Raw genomic sequence first — 17,645 nt, forward strand, 5'->3', positions numbered from 1 at the left:
GTAACTCAGACTGTATTGCCCTGGCAGCAGCAAGGGCTTCTGGCAACAACTCTGGTGGCAGTTTGTCAGCTAAGGCACTCAAGGCATTGGCACGAAAAAACTCATGCTGAATCGCCCTGGCAGCAGCAAGAGCTTTTTGCAGTGCTAATTCTTGAAGATTTGGTGTTAAATAATTGACTAGTTCTGTCAGCGAGTTGACTTTTTCCTGTGGCTTTGGGTTTTGCAGGGCATAAACTAGTCCTTGTTCGGGAGTCCACATCTTGTTTTTGACCAACGCTACCAGCAAATCTGCTAGTAGATTAGCTGCCAAACTATTCATCGATGCAGTAATCAAAGCATAACGACACTGCAAGCTTAGTGTTGATTCAGTCCGATTCGCTTCTGCTAGTTCCCAGGCACGAGAAATATCTGTGATGTAACCGCCAGTTTGTGCCAATTTCTCCCGCACTTCATACCAGCCATTGTTTCCAGTTGCAGACTCTTCCCGCAATAACTGGTGAATCTCTTCTAACTGTCCAGCCTTTTGCAAATGCCAAACTAAATACTGATGAATGTAACCATCATCGAGTAAAGTATGCCATAAACCATTCTGGGTTTTCTGCCGATACTTTTTTAAAAAAGCAGCGTGAACATCAGCAAGGTTTAAACCCAACCCAGCCAAATCTCCTGGGCGCTTTGGCTCAGAGAGAGCAGTTAACAAATTACAAGCTAAATCGTGGAATAAGTCATGTAAGCGATAGGTAGGCATACCATCAGCAAGCGGTACTCCTGTTAATAGCAATGCTTTATTCCGTAAATATTGCAACATCTTGGCAGCATCACGCTTATCCATCTGCCACAGCGTTGCCGCCATCATCTTATTAATGTTGACATCCTCCGGCAACACCCCTAACCAAGAGAAATGCTGCTGCTTTTCTGGTGGCATTCTCTTGACACTCAAATTTAATGATGCGGTTAAACTCAGGCGTTTTAAACTAGCCTCATCAGTAATTTCTTCGGCTTCCGGTCGGTCAAAACTTGTTAATCTGGCAACTTCTTGCTGAATATCCGCCAACAGTTCATTCCAAGTCGTACCACAGGCAACTTCGGCGGCTGCAAGTTCCAATGCTAGGGGAAGATAACCAACGCCTTTGGCTAAGTTTTCTGCTGAGTGACGTTCTGTGCCTGTAATCTCGCGTCTTAATTTCTTAGTCAGCAATTCCATTGCCTGGTCTGGTTTCATTATATCCAGACTGTAGGTGCTGGCTGCTAAGGCATCGGCAATATGACCTTCACGAGTAGTTACTAAAACTTGACAACGCGCACCACCAAAATTAAATGCTTGTGCATCTTTGGTATTCCAAGCATCATCCACCACCAGCAACACAGCTTTGTCATAAAGCAGAGTCCGCAAATGCAAGGAAGTTGCTTCAACACTTGTAGGCTTAAAGCTATAGTCTCCTAATGCTTGCACCCAGCCACTAAGTAAAGACAGCACATTGGGTTGTTGACCTAATGTTGCCCAAAGAATGCCATCACAAAAACGAGATTGTATTTCTGCATTATGGGCTAAAGCCGCAGCTAAAGTAGATTTGCCCACCGAACCCAAACCATGAATCGCAGTAATTACTAAAGTGCGACTATCAGACGATGAACCATTTAAAAGACGAGTCTTTAAATCATCGCTGTACTCTGGGCGTTCTACAAAGTGTGCAGGTAAAGGTGGCGCTTGAAATATTTGTATGTGACCTAACCCCCTAACCCCCTTCCCTACAAGGTAAGGGGGAACATTCAAAGCCTCTCTCCCTGTGGGGGAGAGGTTTGGAGAGGGGTTATTTAATTTCGATTTCTTTGGTCTTTTCTTTTCCCATGCTTCATCAAACCCTTTCAGGTTCTTCTCTCTATCCTTTGACCATAGCTTTAAAGTAAAGCGCCACTCATCAGAACCTTGAGTTTGGAGACGGTTATCTTCCAGAATTTCCAAAAAATCCTTCAGCAAATTCAGCGCTTCTCGAATTTGCGCTTTAGTTAACTTGCCAGGATATTTGTCTTTTTGCGTCAGCAACTCCAATGCGACTAACGTAGTCTGCACAGTCAGCTTAGGGTTAGCGCTGTCTTCGTCTTTCCAGTCTGACTCAATTTTAAAGTTACTCTCCTCAAATTCCCCATCAACAAAACAAAGCAACGCCTCCAGCAGACGCTTGACTCGCTTTTGAATCTCAGGCCCATAGGTAGTTCGTGGCATTACATCCAAAAAATTGAGTAAGAAGTTTGGGGCTACCCCAGATTGAAACTACCACCCCAAACTCATGTAATCCAGATTCTAAGGCATTTTCAGCAACCTTGGGGTATTTGCTTAGGGACACAACCCCAAAGAGAACCTATATCTATCAACTCTTTGGGGTACAAACAAATGCAAAGCAAGCGTCAAAATATTCTCAGTAAAACCATTGCTTTGTTGCTGGCAATGCAACTATTCTTGATTGGTTTACAAGCTAAAAGCCAGATTGACCAAGGTAACTCATCCATTGAGGCGTTGATTTGGATGATTCAACAATATATTCCAGTGCTGGTTAAAATTCGCAGCTTGCAGGATAAAAAAGAGGAAAACGATTCTCCAAAGCTCAAAAGTAAAAAATGAAGTGGTAGGGTGTGGTGAACTACTCAGACTTGCCTAGGGCTGAAGTCTGAGCTTCCCAATTCATCGGGAATAGCCATCAATTACTCCGTAGTTTTTTTGGTCTGACATTCCCTCCAAGGGCAGGAGTCCTGGTTCCCAAGACCCAAATTTTTCTCTTGCAACATTTACCTATTAGCTTGGTTTTCGCTTGCGGCATTGATGGTCAAGACAGTGTATATCTTACCAGAAAATTTTGGGGATTCGTCATACATCCAAAATTTGTTTTTACTGTGTAAAAAATCAATTCCAGATGTAATCCTTATCCCCCGTGGTCAGTGAGCTTGTCGAACTGCTCACAATCCCCACAGAGATGAGTACATTGAAGGTGGGGACTTCCGCGACTCGTTAAGCAGAGGCGATGCCTACGGTGCTAAACTACGCAGTTTATCAGAGATAGTAGCGTGTTGTGGAAGTGCGATCGCCTAAAATAGGATTTCGATTGATTTTGTCTCCCCTGGCATTATCTCCTGACACAACACCTGCCACAGCAAAAATCGCTTCACCATTGAGTTTAGTAGTGTTAGAAAACTGATGCTTTTTCAGTTTGGCACAGTGTCTAAGTTAATCTTGAAGGTTTGTAGTAAGCACTTTAGTGCTTAAAATAATCAGGACTAAAATCCTTACTACAAACTTGCTTATCCATCAATTTCAACTTGACGTACTACTAGCACACTTGCCAACAAATACTCAGTCTATGTATTTGACTCTTAAGGCTTGGCAACACTAGTGACATCCTTGTTAAGAACCCCTAAAGCTGTTGACAATTTCGGTTTATTTGGTGCAGAGGCTTTCAGTCCTGCCTTAATCTCATCGGCTTTATCTTCAATTTCTTTGTAGGTAGTGGGAGATTTAGCTTTGACTCCATCCTCAACCTTTGACCAGGAATCCTCAAATTTATCAAATTCCCCTTTAGCTTTGGTAAAATTCCCCGCCTCAACAGCGGCCTTAGTATTGGTAACAACACCTTGTAGACCTTGAAATTCGGTTGTTTTAGCGGGAGTAACTGCTGCACCAGGGGTGGTTGTTGCAGCAGGAGTAGCTGCTGCACCAGGGGTGGTTGTCGCAGCAGGAGTGGCTGCTGTATCAGAGATAGAACTCCCAGCAGGTGGCGTCTGTGCAGTAGGTTCGTCAGCCTTATTGCATCCAACCAAAGTCATTAGGCTGATTGCAGCAACTATCAGTACTGGATTAAAACGATTCATTCTCAACTCCTCATCAAAACTCGTTTGTGTAGATTAGTACCGCAAGGCGGAAATCAAAATTCAAAAGTCACTCATGCTTTAATTTTGGGCTTTATAGCGGTAATGAAATAGTAGGTTTGTTTCCGCCAACTTGTACTAGCGTTCATATTTTACGCTGACTAGGAACAAAAATATTAGGTAATATTTTTGTTATTCAAATATTAATGCTATCAAAGTAAAAAACTCGGAAAGAACCAATATCTTCTCTTTCCGAGTTTTTTACTTGCTGTGCTTCACCTTAAGAGGTTGTTTGAAAAGTTTTCTTCTCGGTAACAAAAGGTTGTAGATCCCCCTAAATCCCCCTTAAAAAGGGGGACTTTGATTCCGGTTCCCCCCTTTTTAAGGGGGGCTAGGGGGGATCAGTTAGTGCCTAAAATCACAGCCAACCACTTTTTAAACATCCTCTAAGAACAGAGTCTATCAAAACTCCTCAAACTAATTACTGACTTCGAGTCTTGTCTGACAAGACTCGATTTTTCTCATCTCATTTGCATTTCAGGTGATATTGAGCCTACATTGTATTGGGAAAAAGTTTCTACTGACAGGAAAAATACCATGAAACGTTCATTTCGTAAGTATCATCGTATCCTTGGCATCATTCTATCTGTGCCACTTCTGTTAACCGTGCTGACTGGGATATTAACAACCTTTGTCCGCGAGTGGTCTGTGAGTATAGGAGTTCCAGCTAGCTTCCTCTTAAGTATCCATACAGGCGAAATCTTTCATCTGCAAGGAATCTACCCAATTTTGAATGGATTAGGACTTCTGGGATTGTTGGTGACAGGATTAAATATGTCTGGTTTATTTGGTAAAAAAACTCGGCAAAACCCTAATAATTAAACTAATACCAATTCTGTATCTTCTTTAATTTGTCAAGTTCATATCATACCAAATTAGATGAGCTTACCCTGCCACCCCACTAGTACCGCAAAGCGGAATTAAAAATAAATGCAGTGTAAGCATTTCATTGATTTTGAATGAGTGGTTTATTTACGCCGTGACTTACTAGCTAGTAATTTTAAGACTCCATTTCAGCCAATTCTAACCAGCGTTCAGTCGCCACATCGATCGCGTGCTTGAGCTTTTCTACACGATCGTACAATTTCTGCACTTCACTATAATTCCCCGGTGAGACATTCCCTAGTGTTTTCTCGGTTTCCGCCTTCTCAGCCTCTAACTCGGCAATTTTACCTTCCAACTGCTGAAATTCTTTCTTTTCCCAATTGGATAATCTCCGCCGCTTAGTATTCTCTCCATCCTTGGGTGAAGCCGCACCATTTTGGGTTTCAACATTTTTGGGTTTCTCCTTAGCGTTCGCAGCCTGTAGCTGTGCCTCTTCAGCCTTCTTGTAGTCCAGATAAATCGAGTAATTACCTGGATATTGCCGCAGATTACCGCCTTCCTCAAAGGAAAATACTGTGTCGATGGTGCGATCGAGAAAGTAGCGATCGTGAGAAACTACAATTACACACCCGGCAAAATCTTCTAAATAATCTTCTAATACTGCCAAGGTCTGAACATCTAAATCGTTTGTCGGTTCATCTAAAATTAAGACATTAGGCGCACCCATCAAAACCCGCAACAGAAATAAACGGCGTTTTTCACCACCCGAAAGTTTACTAATGGGGGCATATTGTTGATTACCAGGAAACAAAAACCGCTCCAACATTTGCGAAGCAGTAATTTGAGTTCCATCGGTAATTTTGATAAATTCACCTTCTTCTTTGATGTAGTCAATCACGCGCTGACTTTCATTCAATGCTGTGAGCAATTCTTCAGAATGTTGGTCAAAATAACCGATGTGAATTGTAGTCCCAATTTCTGCAATCCCGGAATCTGGCTTAACCCGTCCAGTAATGATATCCATTAAAGTGGATTTACCAGCACCGTTAGCGCCAATAATGCCGATGCGGTCTTCTGGACTAAATTCGTAGGTGAAATTATTAATCAGAGTGCGTCCATTGTATGCCTTAGAAACGTTATCTAATTCAATAACTTTTTTCCCAATGCGACGACCAACTGTCGAAATATCAACTTTACCCTGAACTTGTTTAAATTCAGTATCCCGCAGAGCGTGAGCGCGGTCAATTCTAGCTTTTTGCTTAGTACTTCTGGCTTTCGGCCCTTTTTTGAGCCATTCTAACTCGCGGCGCAATAAGCCTTGATGTTTACGTTGAGTACTGATGGCAGATTCTTCAGCTAAAGCCTTCTTTTCGAGGTAATATGAGTAGTTACCTGTATAAGTGTAAATGTCGCCTCGGTCGATTTCCACAATCCGGTTGGTAACGCGATCTAGAAAGTAGCGATCGTGGGTAATCAAAAACAATGCGCCGCGATAGCGATTTAAATAACTTTGTAACCATTCTACAGAAAGAGCATCGAGATGGTTTGTTGGCTCATCCATGAGCAAAGCATCTGGTTCTGATAGCAAAGCTGATGCTAAAGCAATGCGCTTGCGATAGCCTCCAGATAAAGTACTTATCTTGGCATCAAAATCAGAAATTCCTAATTTTGTCAGAATGATTTTGGCATTTGTTTCTAGTTCCCAAGCACCACTCGTATCCATCCGTTGCATCACCACAGAAAGGCGAGATATCAGTTGACTATCATCTGGATAGTGAACCAATTTATCAGAAAGTTCTTCATACTCGCGTACTAAAGCCATGTGTTCGCCACTGTCGGCGAAAACTTGCTCTAAAACTGTGTGATTTTCATCTAAATCTGGCTGCTGGGGTAAGTAGATAATTCTAGAACCGGAGTTAATTAAAATTTGACCGCTATCAATGGATTCTAACCCGGCGATCATTTTTAATATGGTTGATTTCCCAGAACCATTAGTACCAATTAATCCAACTTTATCGGTAGCATCAAGGCTAAAGCTCGCATCTTTTAAAATTTCCTTGATACCAAAGTCTTTTTTGACTGATTGTAGTGTAATAATACTCATAAGATTGAAGTCATTAATTATTTTTCATTAATTATTTTTCATTAGTGAGTAGGTAAAGCAAATACCTTACCTACATTCGCAAAACTCTATACAAATAAGTCCAAGGGAAGGTGTCCATACATTTCGTTGATTCCATCTTCGTCATAAGACTGGCAAGATACTAATACACCACGATGATGTCCATCATAGGAATCAAGGTAACACAAGCCGTTTTTGCCATTTAATTTGATATAAACTGGCCCTTCGGGTGTAAGTAAATTGTTTGGCGGTTCATAACCCAAAGCCAAAGAATAGGTTTTCATTGCCAATATTCCTTCTTCTGCCGTATCAGCACAAATTCCTAGTATTTGGTAATCAGTAAGCTTGGTGAGCAAAATTAAGGCATTACGAATTACTACTTTTTCTGATGAGTTGAGGATAGGAGCAATGTCTAGACAGTTGAATTTGTTCAGTAATTTTTTCGCTTCTTCGGCGGTGAGATTTTGAGGATTGGGGGTTGACATAAACTTCGACTATTATCTGGTTAGTTTTTCTGTGGTGTTTTAGTTGGGACTAGTACCGCAAGGCGGAAGTCAAAAGTAACTCATGCTTTAATTTCGGGCTTTCTGGCTGTAATGAAATAGTAGGTTTATTTACACCAACCTGTACTAGCCCAACTTATAGGGGTTCTCAATTGCATGGAATACAGACCTAACCCCCAGCCCCTTCCCTACAAGGGAAGGGGAGTAAGATTCAAAGCCTCTCTCCTAAAAGGAGAGAGGTCAAACTGTATTGCATCAAAACGAGAAGCGCTATATACCATTTTGGATTTTAGGTTTTGAATTGGGAATAGTCCAATGTATTGTAAAATTTGTCTGAGGTCAGAGCAAATTCCATAATCTTAGACCTTGTTATCTCATGCCCACTTCCCTTTTACGGTTGATTTTGGACATTCCCAAGGTTGAATATAAAGGGTACGCCATTTTTTGAGTCATTACCCATAACCAGGACTTTGGGCATCTGAGCGCCGCCAGTCTTCCAAGCTTCAATTGCTTCTTTTTGCAGAACCAACTGTCCTCCTTGGGCTTTGAGTGTCTCTGCTAAGAGTCTTTGAGCTTCTGCCCTACCTTTGGCGCGATTAATGTCTGCTTGTGCTTCTTGTTCAGCTTCTCGTGCTACGTAAACGGCTCTTTGCGCCCGTTGTTCAGCAATTTGCTTTTCTTCAACTGCTCTGGCAAATTCTGGTGAGAATGCTAAATCAACTACGCTAGTATCTAATACAATTATCCCATATTTGTCTAAGCGATCGCCTAACGCTTGATCGAAGTCTTCTTTCAATTCACTTCGTTTGGTAATCGCTTCTTCTACTGTTCTTCTAGCTGCGGCAATTTTAAATGCTTCTTGTGTCTGAGGGGCAATGATTTTTGAGACAATATTCTCTAAGGTTCCTTGTTTTCTTCTAACTTCAACCACCTTTATCGGATCGAGGCGAAAGTTAATTGCAAATCTCGCAGATAAATTTTGCAAATCTTTGGTAGAACTCTCCGCTGGTACTTCAAATTTTTGCACCGTCAAATCATACACATCTATCACAGTGATAAAAGGCGGTTTCACGTGAATACCTTCCAATAAAGCGCCATCTCTGGCTTTACCCAAGATGCTGATTACTCCTGCTTGTCCTGGGTTAATAATGATAAAGGAATTTAGCCCAATAATCACTAGTATTGCTAACACAATTCCCAAAACTGTGGTTTGCCAATTACCAAATTGCTGATTTTTCAAATTCCTCTCTCCAATATTTAGTTAGTCATTTGTCATTGGTCATTTGTTATTTGTTACTCTCCCCCTGCTCCCCCTGCTCCCCTGCTCCCCTGCTCCCCACTCCTTGAATAAACTCAGTTACTAGTTTCTCACTAGTCTGTCTGAATCAATCTTCAGACTCAGGACTTAGGACTCAAGACTTTGTTCCGTGGTAATATCAGTGACACGAAATCGCAAAAAGCCGTGGCTACTGCATTAAAATCTCATCGGGCATCAAGAAAGCGTAAACATTCAACGCATCCTCTTCAGCGTTTGCTGGAGTATGGACACCAGTATCGTAAACAAATTTGGCTGGCGACTACTTATTCTACCCTCAATAAATTTTTCGACTTAGCACCACCCGGCTTAATTGGCGTGGCGGTGGATGTGGTAGTTAAGCAACAGGATTCCATAATTGCACAGTTAGGGGTGCGGGATGTCTTTCAACAATTTTTGATTATTTCCTTCCTGACTGTGGTCATTTGGATACTAGAATCGGTTTTTGAGTACGCCTACGCTCGACTTTGGCGGAATTTGGCTCAAAATATTCAGCATGACTTGCGTTTGGATGCATACAAACATTTGCAAGAGTTGGAATTGGCTTATTTTGAAGAACGCAGCACTGGCGGTTTAATGTCTATCCTCAGTGATGATATTAACCAATTAGAGCGGTTTTTGGATGGGGGCGCAAATGATATCATCCAAGTTTCTGCAACGGTTCTAATTATTGGCGCTGCTTTCTTTATCCTGGCTCCTAGTGTAGCCTGGATGGCTTTGTCACCAATGCCATTTATCCTCTGGGGTTCTTTTGCTTACCAACGTCTGCTTGCGCCTCGCTACGCTGATGTCCGCGAAAAAGTAGGTTTTCTCAATTCGCGGTTGTCAAACAATATCAGCGGAATCACTACTATTAAAAGCTTCACATCTGAAGCTTATGAAGCCTATCGTTTGGAATTAGATAGTGATGCTTATCGCCGCAGTAATAGGAAGGCAATTACTCTTTCTGCTGCTTTTGTGCCGTTAATTCGGATGCTGATTTTGGTAGGTTTTACAGCATTACTTTTATATGGCGGGATGGCAGCTGTTTCTGGAGCAATGTCTGTAGGTACTTACAGCGTATTAGTGTTTTTAATTCAACGATTGCTGTGGCCTTTAACTAGATTAGGGGAAACTTTTGACCAATATCAAAGGGCAATGGCTTCTACTAATCGAGTCATGAATTTATTGGATACTCCTATCGCTATTCATACAGGTGATGTGGCGTTACCTGTGAATGAAGTGCGCGGGGAAGTGCAATTTAAGAATGTTTATTTTGCCTATAAAGATAGATTTCCAGTGATTAAAAATCTGTCTTTGGATATTCCGGCGGGGAAAACCATTGCAATTGTCGGTTCTACTGGTTCTGGTAAAAGCACTTTAGTCAAACTTTTGTTGCGGTTATACGAAGTGCAAGCTGGAAGCATTGCTATTGATGGCATTGATTTGCAAAGTTTGAATTTGCAAGATTTACGCCGTTGTATTGGCTTGGTGAGTCAGGATGTGTTTCTATTTCATGGCACTGTAGCGGAGAATATTGCTTATGGTAGCTTTGAGACTACAGAGCAAGAAATCATCACGGCGGCGAAGATAGCCGAGGCGCACGAATTTATTATTGAATTGCCCGAAGGTTATGAGACAATTGTCGGGGAAAGAGGACAAAAGTTATCTGGTGGACAAAGACAACGGATTGCGATCGCTCGTGCAGTCTTAAAGAATCCGCCCATTCTGATTTTAGATGAAGCTACCTCGGCGGTGGATAATGAGACAGAAGCGGCAATCCAGCGATCGCTAGAACGGATTACAGTAGATAGAACTACAATTGCGATCGCTCATCGTCTTTCCACTATCCGCAATGCCGATTGCATTTATGTCATGGAACATGGGAAATTAGTAGAATCGGGAACCCACGAGCAATTGCTGGAGAAAGACGGGATTTATTCCGGCCTCTGGCGTGTACAGTCAGGTTTGAGATAAGTTTCGCCTATTGTCTGTGTCTTCATTACGAATTATTTATGTTTTTTGGTAATAGTCAACCAGAATCAGGTGATACTAAGTGGCGTCACCAGTTGGATAAGTTTGTCAAAGCAAATCAGCAAGAATTGGCGGCGCTTTTTTGGGGATTGTGGTTAGCAAATGGTGACAGTCAGGGTACTGTTGGGATTGATTTGCAACCTACGCCGCATTTTGTTTATTGTCCGAAAGAGCAGATAGAGAATTTAAATAATAAAGTTGATAATCGGCTTCAGGAAATTTTGGGAATTGTTGAGAATCACAAGCCGGAAGTGGAAGTTGTGATGATTGGGATTGGGAAGGGGGAAATTAAGTTAATTCAGTTTGCACCGGAACCAGCACCACCGATTTGTTTTGAGGAAGTTGGGAAGGATGTGGATGAATTGTTGGATGTGCTGGAAGAGAGGATGAGCGAGGAGATTGTTTTTTAACTTGCATATATTGCGCGGTAGTTTAGTAATATTTGGTAGACCGCACCTCATTTTACACTCTGAACAAGAACGATCGCCCTCATAACACCATCATTCCACCTCAGAACCAGAACATTCTCGTTTAGAACAGAAATGTTCTTGTTTAAAACATGAAACTTCGAGTTCAGAACAGGAAACTTGGAGATAAAAGCTTGATTGATGAGGTTGGGAAGTTGAATTTTGCTATTGTGAAGAGAGGCGATCGCGCAAATCTGCTAAATTTTTACGACAAGTAAGAGTATTGGGATGATTCACCCTTAACTGTCGCTCCAAAATATCTAAAGCTTGGATGTACAGGGGTTCAGCTTTGCTGTATTTGCCTTGGAAGTTGTAGAGATACGCTAGGTTGTTGAGACTAGTGGCAACATCTGGGTGTTCTTCTCCCAGCAACTTGCGCTTGAGTGCCAAAGCTTGGATAAAAAGGGGTTCAGCTTCGCTATATTTACCTTGGGATTGGTAAAGTAACGCTAGGTTGTTGAGGCTAGTGGCAACATCTGGGTGTTTCTCTCCCAGCTGTTTGCGCCATAGTGCCAAAGTTTGGATAAAAAGGGGTTCGGCTTCACTGTATCTATCTTGGGATTGGTAGAGTGACGCTAGGTTGTTGAGGCTAGTAGCGACATTTGGATGTTCTTCACCCAGCAGTTGACGCGTGAGTGCTAAAGTTTTGATGTACAGGAGTTCGGCTTCACTGTATCTACCTTGGAAATAGTAGAGGTTAGCTAGGTTATTGAGAGTAGTAGCGACAGATGGGTGTTCCTCTCCCAGCAGCTTGCATCTGAGTGTCAAAGCTTGGATGTACAGAGGTTCGGCTTTGCTGTATTTGCCTTGGGATGCATAGAGTAACGCTAGGGTATTGAGGCTAGTGGCGACATCTGGGTGTTCTTCTCCTAGCAGCTTGCGCAATAATGTCAAAGCTTGGATGTGCAAGGGTTCAGCTTCACTATATTTGCCTTGGGATTGATAGAGTAACGCTAGGTTGTTGAGGCTAGTGGCGACATTTGGGTGTTCTTCTCCCAGCAGCTTGCGCCATAGTGCCAAAGCTTGGATGTGCAGAGGTTCAGCTTCACTGTATCTGCCTTGGGAACGGTAGAGTTCCGCGAGGTTGTTGAGGCTAGCAGCGACATCTGGATGTTCTTCACTCAAGCGTTGTTTAGTGATTTCTAGACACTGCTCTAACCAAGGTACTGCTTTTTCATACAATCCCTGACCATTGTAAAACAAAGCGCTACCAACAAAAGACCAATGTAAACCATCATTGCTGAGGTATTGAGTGAGATGATTTGCTACTTCAGCAAGATGTGGTATTGCAGGGGTGACATAGATGATTTGCTGAAGTGTGGGATTTTCAGGAATATCTTGAGCAACTGCTACCATTACCCGGCAAAGCGATCGCTTTAATTCCTCTGCCTGTTCTAAACCTGTAAGCTTATATTGGAAAAACTCGCGCAACAGTGGATGCAATTGGTAAACTCCCTCATCTTTGCGCTGGAGTAGATGCAAATTCAATAATTTCTCATCCCGAATTTCCTCTAACTCTTCCTCGTCTTCCTCTGGTAAACACTGTTTTACCAAATCCCAAGCTATAGGCGCGGCGGCAAATAAACTCAATAAACAGCCCAACTGCTTATCATCGTCGTTTAATTCCTGCCAACTCAACTCAAAGGCTGCTAACACACCCCGTTGTGCTGTCATGTCGCCTTCTGGTTTATCCAAGGCGGGTTGTTCTAGTCGCTTTTTCTCCAACCGTCGCAACATTTCTGTTAAAGAAAGGTCTACTTTGCGCTTGAGATATCGCCCCACTAATTCCAAACCCAAAGGCAAATATCCCAACCACTCACACAACTGATTTGCAACAGCTAATTCTTGCTCAATTCGCTGTGGTGTTTCTTTAAAAAATGACTTTAATAACTCCAAAGCTGCTTCTGGTTGCAATACATCCAGAGATAATTCCTTAATAGATGCTCCCAAGTATTGGCGCGTGGTAATCAACACTTTAAACCGGGAAGATGACGAGGGTAAGTAAGGCTTAACCTGCTGATATTCCCCAACATCGTCTAACACTAGCAGCACATCGCCCTCACGCCAATGCCGCCAGCAGTATTGCACTTGTGTGAGGACATCTAAACCTTCTGGTAGCTTTAAATCAAGATGAGTTCTGGCAAACTGCACAACTTGAATGCCCACATCACCAGATTTTGCCAGCAACCAGCAAATTCCACCTTTGTAAGTTTCGCGGTGATTCCTGGCATATTGTAGGGCAAGTTCTGTTTTACCAACTCCACCCATCCCAGCAACAGCAGCTATCGCCACCTGTTTATTTTCCTGCAAAATTTGGTGGAGATTTTGCAATTCCACTTCACGTCCAACAAACTCCATCACCCCACTTAAGGGCAAATTTTGCGGTATTTCGGTAGCGAGATTTGACTTTACCTGTTCTCCTCCAGGCGAAGGCAGTCAGAATATATTAGTACCAGTGAAAATATTTCCTTGAAAGACGTTTTTAATAGACTCAGCTAACTTTGTAGAATTGATGATAGTTGCTGGTTGTGAGTTAAGCCCATTTGCTAAAGCTTTGACTTTTGACGCTACTTGAGGATCGGTGTTTACTGCTGCTTCCACGTCCCGCACTGATTGAGCAATTTCGGTATCTTTGTCTGCTGCGGCTTTCAACTCCAGTACCGCTTTACCATAATCTAACGGCTGCTGTGTATTTTCTGGTGTCGCCTGTGCTAATAAGGGCAACTTATTTTTATTACGTAGCTGTGCGATTAATTTACCGCTTGCTTCTAACCCTGCTTCCCCAAGCTTTTCGCCAGTTTTTTCTAAAGCTTTAGTTAAAACTATAGTAGCGATCGCAGTTGCTACAGCCGTTAGTGTTACAGGTTCCATAATTATTATGAATAACAACCGAAATTCCACTGAAAGCTATTTTAGCCTAGTCTGATTGCCACATTATTACCCCATAGTAGGGTGGGCAGTTTAATCCCACCCTACTTATTTAAACTAACGCTGGTGTATTTGCACGCTTAACTTGAGGTGTTGCAACCATCCTCATTCCGGCGGGTGCAGCTAAAGTTAACCCACGGCGCACAGGACGCACGGGACGTTTATTCACTAGCGAAACTTGAAATTCTGACAAAACAGTTGCCAAGACAATTTTCATTTCATACTGGGCAAATGCCATTCCAATACAGCGACGATTACCGCCACCAAAGGGTAAATATTCATAAGGTGAATATTGTCTTCCTAAAAAGCGTTCTGGTTTGAACTGCTTGGATTGTGGGTAGACTTCTTCCCGATGATGCGCTAAATAAATACTAGGGACTATTACCATTCCCTCTCGCAGTTCGTAGCCCATAATTGTAATTGGGGTTTTCACAATCCGGGGGAAAGCTGTCATGACAATTGGGTAAAGTCGCAATGTCTCTTGGTAAACTGCTGTTAAATAGGGCAATTTAGCTACACTACTCAAATCAGCGTTAACTCCAATGGTGTTGAGTTCCTGTAACAACTTCTCACGCACCTCTGGTAAACGGTCAATCCAGTAAAAAGCCCATGTTAATGCCGAAGCGGTAGTTTCATGTCCTGCAACTAGCAACGTCATTAACTCGTCGTGTAATTCTTCATCTGACATCCCTTGACCATCGTCATAACGAGCCGCCATCATCAAACTCAGGATATCTTGGCGATTTTGTTCAGATTCAGCCCGACGTTCTCGAAGCAAAGCATAAATTAGTCGATCGATTTTTTGCCGTTGTTGCAGAACCCAACCCCAAGGACTCCACGCACCGAAATCTTTTTGCATGAACTGAAAGAAGAAGGCGCTGGACATTACAGGCGAAGTGATGAAGTCTAGTAAGTCACTTAGCGATCGCCTCAGTTCCTCAAATAGCTGTCCATCATTCAAACCAAATACAACCCGCAGAATAACACGCAAGGTAATTTCTTGCATCGACTCACGGATCTTAAAAGGTTTGCCAGTTTGCCATTGATTACTCACTTGTCGAGTTATTTCCCGAATTTCCTCACCGTAAGCCCGCATCCTTTCGCCATGAAAGGGAGGAGCTAGTAATTGCCGTTGGCGCTGGTGGCGATCGCCATCCGCTAACATGAAGGAGCGATCGCCAAGTAAAAATTTTAATCCTATGTTCCCCCTGCCAACCTCAAAATGCCTGGAATCAGCAGTAAAAATCTGCTCAAGCGCTTGGGGTTGACTAAAATACACTAGATGATTATCAGAGCTACTACTCTTGATTGTGAAAGTGTCACCGTAGATTTGGGCAAAATCATCCACATATTTCACTGGCTGAGTAATAAACTTGATCATCCTCAGCCAGCGCGGCATTTGAGGCCCATCAGGCAAATTGTAAGTAGTTGTCATAGAATTTTGTGGAGTTGATGGCTTCTGAATTTTATTGTTACGAGTTTTCATGTTATTTGGGGTTACAGAAAGCGGTATATTCATGATTGGGGACTAGAGACTGGAAACTGAAAACTGAAAAGAAGACAAAGAGGATAATAATAACTCTTGTATAGACGCGATTAATCACGTCTCTCCTAACTCAGCACTCAGCACTCCTAACTCAGCACTCAAGAGGCAGCATCGGAAGTAAGCAGTGCCAAAAATCATCGCTATTCTCAACGGTAAAGGAGGAGTCGGTAAAACGACTACCGCAGTCAATCTGGCTGCAAACTTTGCGAAGAAAAAAAAGGTGCTGCTGATTGATGCAGATATTCAAGGTTCTGCCAGTTGGTGGTTTGGGCGCAGTCAGCAGGGAATGGGATTTGATTTATCTCAAGAAACAGATCCCGCACTTTTAAGTGATTTAGCAAAGATAACAGGTTACGATTTAGTAGTGGTGGATACACCTCCCGCCCTGCGCTCTGAAGCATTAGTGGCGGTAGTTGCGATCGCAGATTATCTAGTTTTGCCGACACCCCCATCTGCAATGGATTTAGCAATCCTCGTGGAAACAGTCAAGGAAGCCGTCATCCCTGTGGGAACCCCCCATCGGGTATTGCTCACCAAAGTCGATACCCGCAGTTTGGGGGAAGCACAAGAAGCAAAAAACACTCTGACTCGCTTAGGTATTCCTACTTGTAATACCTTCATCCGTGCCTATAAAGCTCATGAACGAGCAGCACTCGAAGGTGTAGCGATTACTCAATGGCGAGGAGGAAACGCACGGGAGGCGGAATTAGACTACCGCCGTGCAGCTGATGAATTACAGCGTGATTGGAGAAAATAATAATGGCTAGGAAACAAAGTCTCTCTGACTTACTACAAGAAGAGGCGCAAAAATTTACACCCCCAGAAGGTGAATCTGCGATCGAAGTTACAGCAGAAAAAATTGTCGAAGAACAGGCTGAATCTGATGAGGAATCGTTAGGACAACCACTTGAGCTAACTTCTACTAAGCGCAGTCCTACTAAAGCTGATTTAGAAGCAACTGTCAAAGAATTGACAAATAATCTAGAAACAAGCCACAAAAAAGAAGCATCTCTTGGACAAGAAATTACTGATTTGCAATCAAAATTATCTAAACAAAAAACCTTTGTATCAGAACAAAAATCATTACTAGAACAGCTAGCAAAAGAACTTGATGAAACAAAAAAAACAGCACTGCAACTTGCAGAAGCAAATTCCCTGCTTATAGAAGAAATTAATTCTTTCAAAAAAGAAGCAGAACAAAAAGCAGAAGAGAAATCTAAACTTGTTGTCAAAGAAACTAGCGCGATCAAACCAGTAAAAGACCACTACAATCCGCTTAACTACAAAAAATCACATCGTTCATCGGAAACACTTGCTCAAGCTCAACCTCAAAATCAACCAAATGAGTATCCCGATAGTTCTAATGAGATGTGGTTACTTGACTAGAGTCAGTTAAAGGTTAATGGTACAAATCAAAATCTATGGCACTGCTTCATTTATCCGTCATTCTCGCAGTGCCATTTCTGACACAATTCATTCTTGTGTTGTTGAAGCTTTAGCATATCCTCAAGATAAGCGTACCCATCGGTTTTTTCCTCTAGAACCCGATGATTTCATCTACCCTTTAGGACGTTCAGAGAAATATATCATCATTGAGATTAGTATGTTTGAAGGACGCACTATTGAAACGAAAAAGAAACTAATTAGGTTGTTGTTTTCCCGTTTATCTGAACAAGTTGCAATTGCACTTATAGATATAGAAATCACGATTACAGAAACCCCAAAACACAACTGGGGTATCCGGGGAACAACAGGAGATGAATTAAACTAAGAATTCAGGAGTCAGAATTCAGGAGTCAGAATAGTTAGAAAATCAGAATAACTTTGATAAATAAATATACTAAGGGACTGACAAATAAAAAAATATACAACTATTTATTGTGGAGTGGGCGACACGATAGCCCATAGTCAAAGGCGGGCAAGATGCCATTGGTGTCAAGTTAAGAAAATTAGAGTTTTGTCAAGTGGGTAAAACTCAATGGTTAAACTGAACACAATGGTGTTGAGA

The 17,645-nt window shown here is 42.2% G+C and carries 15 protein-coding genes; 7 read left to right on the forward strand and 8 right to left on the reverse strand.

Annotated elements, in window-relative coordinates; translation table 11 throughout:
• On the reverse strand, positions 1–2,224 hold a 2,224-nt coding region (locus V7K44_RS21965; protein ID WP_334934311.1), incomplete at its 3' end, for an NB-ARC domain-containing protein.
• A 168-nt stretch (positions 2,225–2,392) separates the two neighbouring features.
• Here V7K44_RS21965 and V7K44_RS21970 point away from each other — a divergent pair.
• Entirely contained in the window at positions 2,393–2,620 is a 228-nt protein-coding gene (locus tag V7K44_RS21970) for a hypothetical protein (protein ID WP_334934313.1), read from the forward strand.
• Between the two features lie 746 nt (positions 2,621–3,366).
• Here the strand turns inward: V7K44_RS21970 and V7K44_RS21975 are convergent.
• Positions 3,367–3,861 (reverse strand): DUF4363 domain-containing protein, encoded by a 495-nt coding sequence (locus V7K44_RS21975; RefSeq protein WP_334934315.1) that lies wholly within the window; start codon positions 3,859–3,861, stop codon positions 3,367–3,369.
• 594 nt (positions 3,862–4,455) lie between these two features.
• Here V7K44_RS21975 and V7K44_RS21980 point away from each other — a divergent pair.
• Positions 4,456–4,740, forward strand: coding sequence for a peptidase (locus tag V7K44_RS21980; protein ID WP_334934317.1), 285 nt, complete (start codon positions 4,456–4,458; stop codon positions 4,738–4,740).
• A 178-nt stretch (positions 4,741–4,918) separates the two neighbouring features.
• Here the strand turns inward: V7K44_RS21980 and V7K44_RS21985 are convergent, their stop codons facing one another.
• The 3 genes from V7K44_RS21985 to V7K44_RS21995 form a co-directional block, all read right to left on the reverse strand.
• Positions 4,919–6,847: an ABC-F family ATP-binding cassette domain-containing protein gene (locus tag V7K44_RS21985; RefSeq protein ID WP_334934319.1), complete on the reverse strand. Its 1,929-nt coding sequence runs from the start codon at positions 6,845–6,847 to the stop codon at positions 4,919–4,921.
• Positions 6,848–6,933: 86 nt separating this feature from the next.
• Complete coding sequence (locus tag V7K44_RS21990) at positions 6,934–7,350, reverse strand: DUF1824 family protein (RefSeq protein ID WP_292774499.1); 417 nt, start codon at positions 7,348–7,350, stop codon at positions 6,934–6,936.
• Positions 7,351–7,759: 409 nt separating this feature from the next.
• Entirely contained in the window at positions 7,760–8,608 is an 849-nt protein-coding gene (locus tag V7K44_RS21995; RefSeq protein WP_334704993.1) for a prohibitin family protein, read from the reverse strand.
• A 222-nt stretch (positions 8,609–8,830) separates the two neighbouring features.
• On the opposite strand from V7K44_RS21995, the gene V7K44_RS22000 reads away from it, so the two are divergent.
• The gene (locus V7K44_RS22000) at positions 8,831–10,639 is read left to right on the forward strand and encodes an ABC transporter ATP-binding protein (protein WP_334934322.1); all 1,809 of its coding nucleotides are present in this window, start codon (positions 8,831–8,833) and stop codon (positions 10,637–10,639) included.
• Between the two features lie 38 nt (positions 10,640–10,677).
• Positions 10,678–11,106 carry a beta-carboxysome assembly chaperone CcmS gene (gene ccmS / locus V7K44_RS22005; protein WP_334934324.1) on the forward strand — a complete coding sequence of 143 codons (429 nt, stop codon included), beginning with the start codon at positions 10,678–10,680 and terminating at the stop codon, positions 11,104–11,106.
• Between the two features lie 222 nt (positions 11,107–11,328).
• On the opposite strand, the gene fxsT is transcribed toward ccmS, so the two are convergent.
• The 3 genes from fxsT to V7K44_RS22020 form a co-directional block, all read right to left on the reverse strand.
• Entirely contained in the window at positions 11,329–13,539 is a 2,211-nt protein-coding gene (fxsT, locus tag V7K44_RS22010) for an FxSxx-COOH system tetratricopeptide repeat protein (RefSeq protein ID WP_442940708.1), read from the reverse strand.
• Between the two features lie 60 nt (positions 13,540–13,599).
• Positions 13,600–14,034 carry a hypothetical protein gene (locus V7K44_RS22015; protein ID WP_334934326.1) on the reverse strand — a complete coding sequence of 145 codons (435 nt, stop codon included), beginning with the start codon at positions 14,032–14,034 and terminating at the stop codon, positions 13,600–13,602.
• A gap of 109 nt (positions 14,035–14,143) precedes the next feature.
• Positions 14,144–15,526 carry a cytochrome P450 gene (locus V7K44_RS22020; RefSeq protein ID WP_334934328.1) on the reverse strand — a complete coding sequence of 461 codons (1,383 nt, stop codon included), beginning with the start codon at positions 15,524–15,526 and terminating at the stop codon, positions 14,144–14,146.
• Between the two features lie 235 nt (positions 15,527–15,761).
• Between V7K44_RS22020 and V7K44_RS22025 the strand changes: the two genes are divergently transcribed.
• Genes V7K44_RS22025 through V7K44_RS22035 form a run of 3 tightly spaced genes read left to right on the forward strand, consistent with a single transcriptional unit; the run spans position 15,762 to position 17,408 of the window.
• Positions 15,762–16,394, forward strand: a complete 633-nt coding sequence (locus V7K44_RS22025; protein ID WP_194044647.1) for a ParA family protein — start codon at positions 15,762–15,764, stop codon at positions 16,392–16,394.
• Between the two features lie 2 nt (positions 16,395–16,396).
• Positions 16,397–17,023, forward strand: a complete 627-nt coding sequence (locus V7K44_RS22030) for a hypothetical protein (RefSeq protein ID WP_334934331.1) — start codon at positions 16,397–16,399, stop codon at positions 17,021–17,023.
• 16 nt (positions 17,024–17,039) lie between these two features.
• The gene (locus V7K44_RS22035; protein WP_334934333.1) at positions 17,040–17,408 is read left to right on the forward strand and encodes a tautomerase family protein; all 369 of its coding nucleotides are present in this window, start codon (positions 17,040–17,042) and stop codon (positions 17,406–17,408) included.
• Positions 17,409–17,645 lie beyond the last annotated feature (237 nt).

The sequence above is a fragment of the Nostoc sp. genome (genome assembly GCF_036917235.1).
In the GTDB taxonomy this organism is placed as follows: domain Bacteria; phylum Cyanobacteriota; class Cyanobacteriia; order Cyanobacteriales; family Nostocaceae; genus Nostoc.

Coding starts and splice junctions, on each gene's coding strand:
- V7K44_RS21970 (WP_334934313.1), top strand. CDS start 2,393: ATGCAAAGCAAGCGTCAAAATATTCTCAGTAAAACCATTGCTTTGTTG.
- V7K44_RS21975 (WP_334934315.1), bottom strand. CDS start 3,861: ATGAATCGTTTTAATCCAGTACTGATAGTTGCTGCAATCAGCCTAATG.
- V7K44_RS21980 (WP_334934317.1), top strand. CDS start 4,456: ATGAAACGTTCATTTCGTAAGTATCATCGTATCCTTGGCATCATTCTA.
- V7K44_RS21985 (WP_334934319.1), bottom strand. CDS start 6,847: ATGAGTATTATTACACTACAATCAGTCAAAAAAGACTTTGGTATCAAG.
- V7K44_RS21990 (WP_292774499.1), bottom strand. CDS start 7,350: ATGTCAACCCCCAATCCTCAAAATCTCACCGCCGAAGAAGCGAAAAAA.
- ccmS (WP_334934324.1), top strand. CDS start 10,678: ATGTTTTTTGGTAATAGTCAACCAGAATCAGGTGATACTAAGTGGCGT.
- V7K44_RS22015 (WP_334934326.1), bottom strand. CDS start 14,034: ATGGAACCTGTAACACTAACGGCTGTAGCAACTGCGATCGCTACTATA.
- V7K44_RS22020 (WP_334934328.1), bottom strand. CDS start 15,526: ATGACAACTACTTACAATTTGCCTGATGGGCCTCAAATGCCGCGCTGG.
- V7K44_RS22030 (WP_334934331.1), top strand. CDS start 16,397: ATGGCTAGGAAACAAAGTCTCTCTGACTTACTACAAGAAGAGGCGCAA.
- V7K44_RS22035 (WP_334934333.1), top strand. CDS start 17,040: ATGGTACAAATCAAAATCTATGGCACTGCTTCATTTATCCGTCATTCT.